10 protein-coding genes are annotated in these 12,509 nt (G+C 65.2%); 4 read left to right on the top strand and 6 right to left on the bottom strand.

Annotation, left to right across the window (positions count from 1 at the left end):
* Positions 1 to 56: 56 nt before the first annotated feature.
* Entirely contained in the window at positions 57 to 1,658 is a 1,602-nt protein-coding gene (gene xrtE / locus ACSSV8_RS13975; protein WP_454282889.1) for an exosortase E/protease, VPEID-CTERM system, read from the top strand.
* Positions 1,659 to 1,667: 9 nt separating this feature from the next.
* Here the strand turns inward: xrtE and ACSSV8_RS13970 are convergent, their stop codons facing one another.
* The 3 genes from ACSSV8_RS13970 to ACSSV8_RS13960 form a co-directional block, all read right to left on the bottom strand.
* On the bottom strand, positions 1,668 to 1,832 hold the full coding sequence (locus ACSSV8_RS13970) for a VPEID-CTERM sorting domain-containing protein (protein WP_354539494.1): 165 nt from the start codon (positions 1,830 to 1,832) through the stop codon (positions 1,668 to 1,670).
* Between the two features lie 199 nt (positions 1,833 to 2,031).
* Entirely contained in the window at positions 2,032 to 5,820 is a 3,789-nt protein-coding gene (locus ACSSV8_RS13965) for an efflux RND transporter permease subunit (RefSeq protein ID WP_454282843.1), read from the bottom strand.
* Entirely contained in the window at positions 5,817 to 7,037 is a 1,221-nt protein-coding gene (locus tag ACSSV8_RS13960) for an efflux RND transporter periplasmic adaptor subunit (protein WP_454282842.1), read from the bottom strand. Before ACSSV8_RS13960 ends, ACSSV8_RS13965 begins: the two co-directional genes overlap by 4 nt.
* A 207-nt stretch (positions 7,038 to 7,244) precedes the next feature.
* Here ACSSV8_RS13960 and ACSSV8_RS13955 point away from each other — a divergent pair, with 207 nt between their 5' ends.
* Complete coding sequence (locus tag ACSSV8_RS13955; protein WP_454282841.1) at positions 7,245 to 7,574, top strand: hypothetical protein; 330 nt, start codon at positions 7,245 to 7,247, stop codon at positions 7,572 to 7,574.
* Positions 7,575 to 7,579: 5 nt separating this feature from the next.
* On the opposite strand, the gene ACSSV8_RS13950 is transcribed toward ACSSV8_RS13955, so the two are convergent.
* Both ACSSV8_RS13950 and ACSSV8_RS13945 read right to left on the bottom strand, forming a co-directional pair.
* Positions 7,580 to 8,218 carry a DsbA family oxidoreductase gene (locus ACSSV8_RS13950; RefSeq protein WP_454282840.1) on the bottom strand — a complete coding sequence of 213 codons (639 nt, stop codon included), beginning with the start codon at positions 8,216 to 8,218 and terminating at the stop codon, positions 7,580 to 7,582.
* On the bottom strand, positions 8,205 to 9,731 hold the full coding sequence (locus ACSSV8_RS13945) for a class I adenylate-forming enzyme family protein (protein ID WP_454282839.1): 1,527 nt from the start codon (positions 9,729 to 9,731) through the stop codon (positions 8,205 to 8,207). The genes ACSSV8_RS13950 and ACSSV8_RS13945 overlap by 14 nt, the downstream gene beginning before the upstream one ends.
* 363 nt (positions 9,732 to 10,094) lie before the next feature.
* On the opposite strand from ACSSV8_RS13945, the gene ACSSV8_RS13940 reads away from it, so the two are divergent.
* On the top strand, positions 10,095 to 10,751 hold the full coding sequence (locus tag ACSSV8_RS13940) for a sugar transferase (RefSeq protein WP_454282838.1): 657 nt from the start codon (positions 10,095 to 10,097) through the stop codon (positions 10,749 to 10,751).
* A 1-nt stretch (position 10,752) separates the two neighbouring features.
* On the opposite strand, the gene miaA is transcribed toward ACSSV8_RS13940, so the two are convergent.
* On the bottom strand, positions 10,753 to 11,628 hold the full coding sequence (gene miaA / locus ACSSV8_RS13935; RefSeq protein WP_454282837.1) for a tRNA (adenosine(37)-N6)-dimethylallyltransferase MiaA: 876 nt from the start codon (positions 11,626 to 11,628) through the stop codon (positions 10,753 to 10,755).
* Between the two features lie 119 nt (positions 11,629 to 11,747).
* Here miaA and pyrH point away from each other — a divergent pair, with 119 nt between their 5' ends.
* Positions 11,748 to 12,479 carry a UMP kinase gene (gene pyrH / locus ACSSV8_RS13930; protein ID WP_354539502.1) on the top strand — a complete coding sequence of 244 codons (732 nt, stop codon included), beginning with the start codon at positions 11,748 to 11,750 and terminating at the stop codon, positions 12,477 to 12,479.
* Positions 12,480 to 12,509: the final 30 nt, after the last annotated feature.

The following is a 12,509-nucleotide window of genomic DNA, read 5'->3' as shown; positions in this document are numbered from 1 at the left end:
GAAATCGCCGCTTTTGCGTCTTTTTTAGCACCGCACTGCGCGCTAGCTTGCGCGATGTGAGGACGCTTTCGAATATCTTCGCGCCGCCGGGGCGGGCGCTGCGTCTCGGCCTGCTGTTTCTGGCCGAGGCGCTTTTGCTTGTGGTGATGTTGCAGGTCTCGACCGATCTGGAATGTCGCGCCACGGCGATCGAGGCCGCGTGCCGGGGCCTCAGGTGGGCGGGTCTGTGGCTCTTCTGCGCGGCGTCGCTTCTGGGCGTCTGGCTCTGGGCGCGGTCTGAGGCGCGCGCGGAGTTCTTGCGCATGAGCGCGACGCAACCGGGGGGCGCGTTCTGGGCGGCGCTGCACCTGCTTGGCCTGGTGCTGATCCTTGTGCCGATGGTTTTGGTGCCGCCCGGCGATATGAGCGCGCGCTTTGCCATGCTCTTTCCGCTACTCAGCCTTGGCACGCTGCTGGCCACGCTTGGCGGCCTGTTCTGGCTGGCGCGGCCCGCCGCCTGGGCAGGGTGGCTTGACGGCCGGCTCGCCTCGTTGCTGGCGATCACGGGGTTTGCCGCAGCGCTGCCGGGGATCGTGGTGCTGGCGGGGCCGCTCTGGACGGTTCAGGTGCTGACCGATGTGACCTTCATCGCGGTCTACCTGATGCTGCGGCTTTTCTCCGGCGAGGTCGGCGTCAACCCCGAGGCCTATATCATCGGCGCGGAGGGGTTTTTCGTCGAGGTGGCCGATAGCTGTTCGGGCATCGAAGGGCTGGTGCTGATCACCGCGTTTCTGGGGCTTTACGCGGCGCTTTTCCGCGACGACCTGCGGCTGCGGCGGGTCTGGCTGGTGATCTGGCCGCTGGCACTTCTGGCAAGCTGGGTGTTCAACGCGCTGCGCATCACGGCGCTTGTTCTCATCGGCGCGCATGGCTCGCCGGAGCTTGCCGTCAACGGATTCCACAGCTTTGCCGGCTGGATCATGTTCACCGGGCTGGCGGTGGCGATCCTCGCGCTGGTGAGCCGCTCGCGCTATGCCTTGCAGGCGGGCGCGCCGGTGGCGGTCACGGGCCCCGCGTTGGCCGAGGATGATGCGGCGGTGCGCATCCTGCCGTTCATTGTCTTCGCGCTGTCGTCGATGCTGGCGCAGGCATTCTGGACCGATCCAGTAATGGGCTATCCGATGCAGGTGGCGGCCATGGCGGGTGTGCTGTGGTGGGCACGCAAAAAGATCGCACGCCTCATGGTGCTGCCCTCGGCACTTGCGGTCACGGCGGGGCTTGGCGTCGGCCTTGTCTGGATCGTGACCGCGCCGGCCGCCGCGCCGCTCTCTGCCGGGCTGGCGGCGCTCTCGGGCGGGGCCTTTGCCCTCTGGGCGGCGCTGCGCCTCATCGGCACGATGGCGCTTGTTCCGGTCATCGAGGAGTTGTTTTTCCGCGGCTACGTTCAGGCCCGGATCGACCGGGGCACCCTCTCAAGCCGGGTTCTGGCGGTTGCCGTCTCGGCCACGATCTTCGCCCTCGTCCATGGCCGGTGGTTGGAGGCGGGGCTGGCAGGCGTCGTGTTTTCGGCTCTTTACATGCACAAAGGGCGGCTGGCTGATGCCATGGCCGCCCATGCGAGTGCGAATGCACTCATCGCTGTCGTCGCCCTTTGGAGGGGTGATTTCGCGCTGATCTGAGCCGAAGGCTCAGCCGCGCGCGCGACGACGGCGACGTATTTCCCAAGCCAGAACGAGGGCTGCCAGAACCACAGCGATCGCAAGCGTCCCGCTGGCGGCGTCCATTTCCGGAACCTGCGATGCGCCCGTTCCGCCCGTGGTGCCCGTATAGCCGCCGAAAAACCAATTCCACATCGTAATATCTCCCGACCATATCATTCGTTCCGGCCAGTCTTGCCGAACTTGATCTTAAAATCGCCCGATTTTTGACACGTTTCAAGTCGGTTTTTTGATTGGCCACACATTTGATACGGAACGCGGCACTTCGCGGGGATTGTTTCCCCAGAAGGACGTATCACGCCTTGGTTGGGTCAGTGATCCATATCCGTCGACGTCATTCGGCCGCGCGCAAGGGGGGATCGGACCGCGCGGCCGGCACAGTCGCCACATCCTCGGGGCGCGGCGATTCGGCGTCGATATCCTCGTAATGGCCTGATTGCCCGGCGCGCTCGTCCGGCCACAGGATTTCCGCTTGCCGCATGCGCCGTGCGGCATGGTTGAGCGCCCAGTCGCGCGCCGCCGCGCTCGACCGGCCCAGCGACAGCGCGGAGAGCGCCCGCGCGACCCAGAGCACATAGGTCGTGGCCCAGACCCGGAGCGCCAGCATCGCGGGCGTGAATATGAGCGTCAGCACGGTGGCGATGCCAAGGCCGAACACCACCGCCGTCGCCAGTTGCTTCCACCAGAGCGCGGTGGGGCTGTCGAAACTGTAGCCGCCATTGACGAAATCGAGGCTGAGCCCGAACATCATCGGCGCGAGACCGGCCATGGTGGTGATCGTCGTGAGCAGCACCGGCCGGATGCGGTCCTGTGCGGTGCGGGTAATGGCGGTCACGCGCGGCATGTAGCGCGCGTATTCCTGATAGGTGTCGATCAGCACGATATTGTTGTTCACCACGATACCCGCCAATGCCACGATGCCGGTGCCGGTCATGATGATGGAAAACGGCTGGTTCATCACCAGCATCCCCACCAGGACGCCCGTGGTCGAGAGCACGACGGCGAGCAGCACGAGAACCGCGTTATAAACGCTGTTGAACTGCGCCAGCAGGATGATGAACATGAGGCCAAGCGCACCGGCAAACGCCTTTTGCAGGAAGGCACCCGATTCCTCCTGATCCTCCTGGTCGCCGGTCCATTCATAGCTGATGCCCGCAGGCAGCACGCCGCTCTCGAGCCAGTCCGTCAGCCGCTCGATCCGCTCGTTGGCGGTGAGCGGCACGCGGCGCTCATTGCCCTGCGCGTCGCGGATGGTGGCGCTCAGCCCGTCCTGCACCGCCGCCTTGATATCGAAAAACCGGGTCTGGTCGATCCGGTCGATCTGGGCAAGCTGCTGCACCGGCTTGCGGGTGATGAAATTCGACAGCGGCACCAGCCCGTTCGGCGTGGTCACCTTGAGCGCGTCGAGGGTCGAGAGCACGCGGTCGTTCTCCGGCAGGCGCACGCGGATTTCCACCTCCTCGTCGCTGCCGGGGATGCGCATCGTGTCAAGCAGCACGCCGCGCGTCACAAGCTGCACCATGATGCCCACCGTTGCCACATCGGCACCGAAGCGGCCCGCGCGCTCTACATCCACGTCGATCTGCCAGTCGATGCCGGGCAGGGGCAGGGTGTCCTCTATCTGGTGCAGCCCGGTCGTCGCTTCGAACTCTGCGCGCGCCTCCTCGGTAAAACGCATGAGCGTGTCCCAGTCGTCACCCCTTATGCGCAGATGCACGGGCTTGGCGGAGGCGGGGCCGCGCGACTGGCCGAGGATCTCGATCTTGATGCCGGGGATCTGTTCCAGGTCGGCGGTCAACTGGTCGATCACCGCGTTGCCGTCAAAGGACGGGTCGATCATGCTGCGCCGCACGGCGATATCCGTGAAGGGCAGGGTGAACCATGTCTCCATCACCTGCGGGCGTTTTTCCCAGGGGATCGTTTCGAACTGCACCTGGCCGATGGTGTCGCGCGGCGGCTGCGCACCGCCGGTGTTGTTGTTGAGCCCGCCATCGCCGGCAAAGGCAAACACCGTCTCGACGCCGGGATGGGCGCGCACGATCTCCTCGACCTGATTGACGAGCGCATCCTTTTGCCCGATCGACAGGTTTCCGCGACCGCGCACATAGACGATGGCCTGTTCCGGCTCGGTATCGACAAAGAACTGCGTGCCGTTGTTGTTGTTCACGTAGAACATCAGCACCGAGCCGACGAGCACGAAAACCGCGCCGAAGGCCACCAGCGGCATGACCGGATTGCCGACGATGGCGTGGATCATCCAGCCAAAGGCCGACCGGCGATAGCCCGCCGCGACACGCGGCTTGCGGCCGGGCAGCAGCGACCGGCCAAGAGCGCGCAGCGCTTTGCCGCAGCGGCGCGGAATCGCCATCAGGGCCAGCAGCACCGCGATCACCGCGCCCACGCCCGCACCGATCAGCGCCACCACCCCCAGACCGAGGCCAAAGACCGTGATCAGTGTCGGCAGGACCGAGCCGAGGATTGCGGCCCCGTCCATCTGGCCAAAGCGCGCGCCGATCTCGGCCAGAAGCACCGGCACGCCGCGCCCCGCCAGCAGCGCCGCTCCGGCCGCCAGCGGCAGGAGCAGCACATGCCACAGCCAGAAGCCGCCCGCGATCGCCCCGGTGCGTTCGGAAAACCACCGCTCCAGCCGCCCTGTCACCCCGCCCAGAACCGGCAGGTAGACCAGCGCCACCAGAAGCGAGGCCGAGAGCACGAAAATCAGCGTGATCGGCAGCATCCCCATGAATTGCCCCGGCACACCGGGCCAGAACAGCATCGGCAGAAAGGCGCAAAGCGTCGTTGCGGTGGAGCTGACCACCGGCCAGAACATGCGTTTGGCGGCGCCGACATAGGCGTGCATCGGGCCTTCGCCCTCGGCAATGCGCTTGTCGGCATATTCCACCACCACGATGGCCCCGTCGACCAGCATCCCCACGGCAAGGATCAGTCCGAACATCACGATGTTGGAGACCGACACACCCATCACGGCAAGCATCGCAAAGGTCAGCAGGAACGAGGTCGGAATGGCGAACCCCACCAGAATGGCAGGCCGGATGCCAAGGGCTGCCAGCGTCACGATCATCACCAGCGCAATGGCGGTCAGCACCGAGCCTTCAAGCTGGCTCACCATCGAGCCCACGGTGCGCGACTGGTCGTTGGAGGCCCCGACCGAGACCACGGCGCGCAATTCCTCGGGCCAGCGCGTTTCCGCCTCGGCCACGGTGCGGCGCACCAGAGCGGCGGTGTCGATGATGTTGAAGCCCTTGCGCTTAACCACCTGAAGCGCGACCGTCGTCTCACCGTTGAAACGCGCTGTGCCGATCCGGTCCTCGAAGGTGAGGTTGATCGTGGCGATATCACCCAGCCGCACGATCCGGTCGCCGTTGGTCTTGATCGGCAATTGGTAGATGTCGCGCGTTTCCTCGAAAGAGGCGGGGATCTTGACGGCAAAGGTGCCCTGCGCGCTGTCCACCTCGCCCGCCGGGATCAACTGGTTGTTGTTCTGCACCGCGTTGATCAGGTCGAGCGCGGTGACATTGTAGGATTCAAGCTTGAGCGGGTCGATCACCACCTCGACCATCTCGTCGCGGCTGCCCGCGATGCCGGCCTCGAGCACCGGCTCGAGCGCCTCGAGCGTGTCCTGCAAATCCTTGGCCAGCCGCGTCATGGTCCGTTCGGGCACCGGGCCGGACAGGTTGACGATGATGATCGGGAACTCGCTGAAATTCACCTCGTTGATGGTGTATTTCTCGAAACCTTCGGGAAATTCGGCCTCGGCCTTGTCCATCGCGTCGCGCACATCGGCAAGGATCTGCGTCTTGTCCCAGCCGAACTCGAACTCGAGCGCCACGCCGCCGAAATTCTCGGACGCGGTGCCGGTCATCTTCTTGAGCCCGTCGAGATCGCTCAGCTCGGTCTCCATCGGCTTGACCAGAAGCTTTTCGCTGTCCTCGGCCGAGATGCCGGGAAAGGGCACGGTGATGAAAAGCGCGGGGATCTCGATATCCGGCTCGCCCTCCTTGGGCAGGCTGACATAGGCCATGGTGCCCGCGAGAATCGAGAGCACCACAAAGGCCAGCACCATGCGCGCGCGTGAGGCGGCCCAGTCGACGATGCCCGTCATTGGCCAAGCTCCTGATAGACAGGCTCGACCGGCACGCCGTCGGTGACGTATTCCTGACCGATCACGATGATGTCGGCGCGCTCCGGCAAGCCTGTCAGCCAGATGCCGGTAGGCGTGTCGCGCAGGAGCGTGACGGGCGCAAAGCGCGCGGTCCTGTCGGCATCCACCGTCCGCAGGCCAAGCGTGCCCGCGTCATCGAGCGTCAGCGCCGATTGCGGCACCAGATGGGCCATGCGCCCTTCGGCCGTGATGCCGATTTCGGCGGTCTCGCCGTCGCGCAGCGTCAGATCGGGATTGGGCACGCGGACATCCACGCGAAAGGTGCGGGTCGCGGGATCGGCCGAGCGCCCGACAAAGCTGACCTTGCCCGCGACCTCGTGGCCCGAGATGGTGCGCGCCGTGGCGGGCGCCCCCTCGATCACGCGCGCCACGTCCATTTCCGAAACAAAGCCCACAAGCGTGATCGGGTCGAGTTGCAGCACCGTGGCGCAGAGCGCGCCGGGTTGCAGCAGACTGCCCAGTTCGGCGGTGTCGGTTTCGAGCACGCCGGAAAACGGCGCGCTGATGGTCAGGCGGCGGATTTCCTCCTCGGCGGCGGTCACGCCCGCGCGGGCGGCCTCGATATTGGCCTGTGCCGATCCGAGACCTGAACGCGCCCCCTCCACGCCCGCTTCGGCGGCGCGCAGCGCGGCGCGGGTCGCGGCCACGCGGGTTTGTGACGCAAAGCCCGACCCGACCAGACTATCGGCGGCCTTGTAATTGATCTCGGCCTCTTCCAGATCGGCCTGCGCCTCGTCGATCCGCGCGCGCGCCTCGGGCACCCGCGCCTCGGTTTCGGCCAGCCGGGCGCGCGCCTCGGCAAGGGCCGCCTGCCGCGCGCCGGGATCGAGACGGCAAAGCATGTCGCCCGCTTCGACAAAAGCCCCCCGGCGGTGCGGTTCGGAAATCACGAGGCCCGAGGTTTCGGCGCGCAATTCAACCGTGCGGTCGGCCTCGGTGCGCCCGCGCAACAGCACCGCGCTATCCACCTCGCGCGCCTCCGAGCGCTGCACCACCACGCGCATGATCTGCTCAGGCGTGTCGTTCCGGGGCGCGGTCTCATCTGTGGCGGTATCCTCGGGGCCGGGGATCATCGCCACCAGCCGCTCGCGCTCGAACACGAAAGCATAGATCGCGGCGGCAACAACAAGGGCAATGAGGACTGGCAAAAGGCGCATTTTCGATCTTTCAAACTCTTGTCAGCCACGACCGTGACGCAGCCCGTATCCGGCTTCAACACGTAATACGCTGAACCAACCAGTTCAGATTAAATCTTTTCCGGGCGAGTCACAAGGGAGTCTTGTTTTGTGCAGCACCCGTGATTGACGATAGATGACTAAAATAGTAAGCCTTTGATCACGAAAGCCTGACAAAAGGAATCAGATATGAAGCCCTCCGCCCTTATGTTCGCCTGCGCCCTCGCTTTTCTGCCTGCCGGGTTGGCCCATGCCTCGAATGTCGAGACCAAGCGCGCCGTACCGCGCGTCGAAGCGGTCAACCTCGATGACGCGCGCATGACCTATGAGATCTTCGAGACCAGCATCGAGCACGCCGACCTGCCCGGCTGTCCCGAGGGGATCGACACGGCGCGCCATTTCTGCCGTCTCACGCTGGCCGCCGAGCGCGCGCATGTTTTCGTATTTGCCCTCGATGGGGATCAGCCGCTGGTCGCGGTGCAGTCCTACGATCTGGACGCGGGCCTGCCGGGGTTCTGATCCGGTCACCCGGCCAGTTGCACCGTGATCTCGTCGATCACCTTCAGCCAGGTCTCGACCGGCTGACAGCCGGGCAGGGCGTGCTGGCCATTGACGATGAAGGTCGGCACGCCGGTAATGCCCATCTTGCGGAACCGGGCGTCGCGCTCACTGATCTCGGCGCGGTCCGCGTCTGACGCAAGCAATCGGCTGATGAGCGCCGCATCAAGCGCGAGGCTGTCGGCGATATCGGCCAGCACCTCGTGATCGCCGATGTCGCGCCCCTCCTCGAAATAGGCGCGGAAAAGCGCCATCGCCAAGCGGTCCTGACAATTCTCGACCTCGGCCCAGTGCAGCAGGCGATGCGCGTCGAGCGTGTTGGGCGTGCGCGGGATGGCGGCAAAGTCGATCGAAAGCCCCGCCGCCTCGGCGCGCTCCAGCACCGGCGCATAGGCGCGGATCGCGCCCTCCTTGCCGCCAAACTTGCCCTTAAGGTAGGCGCGCCGGTCCATCCCGCCTTCGGGCATGTCGGGATTGAGCTGGAAGGGCTGCCAATGGATCTCGAACGGATGATCCGGGCGCGCTGCCAAGGCCTGATCAAGCAGGGTCTTGCCGATATAGCACCACGGGCAGATCGGATCGGAGATGATGTCAAGCCGGATCATCGAGAGCCTCATAGATCGGCCGCAGGGCGCGGCGCAGGAGTTTTCCGTTGGCCCCCGTGGGCAGGCTCTTCACGTGGAAGAAGCCGCGAGGGCATTTATAACCCGCCAGCCGCGCGCGGGCATGGGCGTCGAGCGTCGCGGGATCAAGCGGCGCGGGGCCAGTATAGAAGGCCATGATCACGCGCGCATCCTCTTTCACGGCAATATCCGTCACCGCCACCTGTGTCACGCCGGGGCAGGTGGCCAGCACCGCCTCCACCTCGAGCGGCGAGACGCGGTAGCCGCCTGCATTCATCATGTCGTCGGCGCGCCCCAGATAGGTGATCGCGCCATCTTCGGCCATCGCCCCCTGATCGCCGGTCAGGAACCAGTCGCCGTTGAATTTTGCCGCTGTCGCCTCGGGCGCGCCCATGTAGCCCAGCATCAGGCCGGGATCGGAGCGGTGAACGGCGATGGTGCCCTCGGCGCCATGGGCCACCGGGCCGCGCTCGCCCATGATCGCCACGCGTCGCCCCGCCTGCGGGCGTCCCAGCGTGCCGGGGGGCGCGGGGCGTGCGGGGCTGCCGGAGATGAAGGTGGAGCATTCCGACATGCCGTAGGCTTCGTGGATCGCGGTGCCCGTCGCCGCCTTCCAGCGGTCGCGGATCGCCTCCGAGAGCTTTTCGCCCGCGGCAAGCCCGTGGCGCAGGCGGGGCAGGGACAGCGCGCCCTCGGGCTTCAACATCTTGCGATAAACCCCTGGAGCGGCGGCAAAAATCGTCGCGTCATGACGCCTGAGCAGAAGCGGTAGCTGCTCCGCCGCCACGTCCGGCGCGGGGATGAGCGCGGTCGCGCCCATGGTCCAGGGATCCATCAGCCCGGTGCCGAGGGTAAAGGTCCAGTTGAACGCGCCCGCATGGCAGAGCCGGTCATCCTCGCAGAGACCATACCAGCCGTCATACATCATCTGCCGCGCCCAGATCGCCCGATGCGCGTGGCAAACCGCGCGCGGCGTGCCCGACGTGCCGGAGGTGTAGATGATATAAGCCAGCCGGTCGGGATCGCCCATATGGTAATCGGCGGGCGGTAGCGCGCGCATGGCGTCAAGCGCGGCCTCGTCCAGCACCGGGATTTCCGTTTCGGGGCAGGCCACGCCCGCGCCGCGCAGGATCAGCCGGGGCGCGGTTGTGCCGATGATGCCCGTGACCTCGGGCGCAGTCAGCTGGCTCGAGGTCGGGATCGGCACCAGCCCGACGGCAATCGCACCCAGATAGGCGATGGGAAACTCCACCGTGTTGCCCAGCCGCATCAGCACCCGGTCGCCGGGCACAAGGCCCTGCGCCAGAAGCCCGGTGCCGGTGCCGCGCACGGCGGCCTCCAGCCGCGCGTAGCTCCAGCGTTCCGCCCCCGAGGCGCGCAGAATCGCCAGCGCCACCTTTTCGCGCCTGTCGTGCGCGCGCGCCAGCGCATGCGCGGCCAGGTTGAAAGGCGCGGGGCAGGGCGTTGGCGGGCCTTGGTCGAAAATCGCGGTCATGGCTTCGGAATAGGCAGGCGATGCGGATGTTACAAGCGGATTGACGCGCGGGAGAATGTCGTTTTTGTCATCTGTCGGCGTCGTTTGCGGCCTTCATTTTGTTGCTTTGGGCTGCCGGGGCACCATTGGTAGGTCCGCGCGGTCCGCGCGCAGGATCGCGCAGATTCTGCCGTGCCTTCTGTGGTCTTCTGCAATGCGGCAATTTCTTGCTGATATGGAAATAAACGAAACAAACCCTTTTAAGAAAATCACTTACTTGTTACATGTGCCGCATAGGTGGTGGTTGGCCATGAGTAGCGATTTACATCGGCGATTTTGCCGAAATTTTGCTGAAATAGGTATGGTTAATTGGGGGATATTACTTTGAAACATGATCCGTTTCCGAGCGACGCGCCGTTCGTTTCTGAGTCGCTTTTCGAAACCCGGCCATTTTCTCTATACGCCCGTGTCGGAAAGCCCGCTTTTGACATCTTGGTCAGCGTTGCACTGCTGCCCCTTCTTTCCGTGTGCTCTGTTGTTCTGTTGGTGTTGAATCCGTTCTTCAACAGGGGTCCGCTGCTGTTCGTTCAACCGCGGATGGGACGGGACTGCTCGGCTTTCAGCGCGATCAAGTTCCGCACGATGGTGCCAGCCGCGCGGATCACGCGACAGGCGGATGATCCGCTCGAACAGCATCGAATCACGCCACTCGGGCAAATCCTCCGCAAGATGCGTGTCGACGAATTGCCCCAGATCATCAACGTGCTGCGTGGCGAGATGAGCCTGATCGGTCCGCGACCGGATTACTTCCATCATGCCCGAAAGTACATGCGCGTTGTTCCCGGCTATCGGCGCCGCCATTCCGTGCGCCCCGGCATCAGCGGGCTGGCGCAGACCGATCTTGGCTATGTGGAGTCGACCGAAGGGACGTTCCTGAAAGTCAAACTTGACCTGCACTATGTCGATAACCTCAACCCGAAAATGGACGCCTACGTGTTCTGGCGCACATTAGTGACGGTGTTCGGGCGCAGGGGCTGCTGACTCACACCGCCGTTACACGCTTCCAACCGACCATACGAGCGCGAAACCAGGTGCGCTGACGCTTGGCATATTGGCGTGTTGCGGTGATCGCGGCGGTGCGCGCCTCATCCAGCGTGATCTCTCCGCGAAGATACGCGATCAGGTCCGGCGCGCCGATGGCCTGCGCGGCGGGGCGCGCGGCGTCCCAACCTTTGAGATTGGCCCGCGCCTCGTCGAGCGCGCCGCCCGCGAGCATCGCGTCAAAGCGGCGCTCGATACGCGGATCGAGCCAGTCCTTCGGGGCGTCCACCAATAGGGCGGTCACCGTGTTCAGCGGCAGCAGTGGCGGCGGCGTCGCCGCCTGCCACGCGGCCAGTCCCTGCCCGGTGGCGGCCTGCACCTCCCAGGCGCGCTGCACCCGTCGGGGATTGGCCCGGTCGATGCGCGCGCGGGTTGCTGGATCGAGCGTGTCCAGAAGCGCGCGAAGGCCCCGCTCCGTCAGAAGCCGGTCGGCCTCGGCGCGGATCTCGGGCGGGGTTTCGGGGATCTCGGCCAGCCCCTCGGTCAGTGCCGAAAAATAAAGTCCGGTGCCCCCCACGATCACCGGACGCACGCCCGTGCCCAGAAGCGCGCGCACCTCGCGCAACCAGTGGCCGACGGAATAGTCCTGCTCCGTCGCGACGTGACCATAGAGCCGGTGTGGCAGCGCAGCCTCCTCCTGCGCCGTCGGTCGCGCCGACAGAACCCGCCAGTTGGCATAGACCTGCAACGCATCGGCATTGACGATCACGCCGCCCTGCGCACGCACGATGTCCATGGCCAGCGCCGATTTTCCGCTGGCCGTGGGGCCGGCGATCAGCACCGGACGCGCGGGGTCTGTGTCATCCAAGACGCTCATGCGCGCGCCCTAGCCGAAATCCGCGCGGCTGGCGAGGGGTGCCGCGCTTTCTGCGATTGCACCTGCCCGCTATTTCCGACATTTTGCGCGCGATAACAACAATGGCGGAGAGCAAGCGCATGAGCGAAACCGACACCCCAAAAGCCCGGTTCAGCCGAGTGATGCTCAAGATTTCCGGCGAGGCGCTGATGGGGGATCTGGGGTACGGCCTGCACCCGCCCACGGTCGAACGCATCGCGCAGGAGGTCAAGTCCGTCCATGATCTGGGCGTCGAGATCTGCATGGTGATAGGCGGCGGCAACATCTTTCGCGGCCTTCAGGGCAGCGCTCAGGGAATGGAGCGCACCACCGCCGATTACATGGGGATGCTGGCCACGGTGATGAACGCGCTGGCCATGCAATCGGCGATGGAGCGGGTCGGCGTGTTCTGCCGGGTGATCACGGCTATCCGCATGGACGAGGTGGCAGAGCCCTATATCCGCCGGCGCGCCGTGCGCCACCTTGAGAAAAAGCGCGTCTGCATCTTTGCCGCGGGCACCGGCAACCCCTATTTCACCACCGACACGGCGGCCACGCTGCGCGCCAACGAAATGGCCTGCGAGGCGATCTTCAAGGGCACCAAGGTGGACGGGGTCTATGACAAGGACCCGATGAAACACGCGGACGCCAAACGCTATGACCGCGTCACCTATGACGAGGTGCTGGCAAAGCATCTGGGCGTGATGGACGCCTCCGCCATTGCGCTCGCGCGCGACAACAACCTGCCGATCATCGTATTCTCGCTCGACGAGCCGGGCGGATTTCGCGGCATTCTCGCCGGAGAGGGCACCTATACAACGGTGCATGGCTGAGGTTAAACAGGGGCGGTATTCCTCGCTCAA

This window comes from Roseovarius sp. MBR-79 (assembly GCF_053628555.1).
This window is presented reverse-complemented; position numbering and strand designations above follow the sequence as displayed.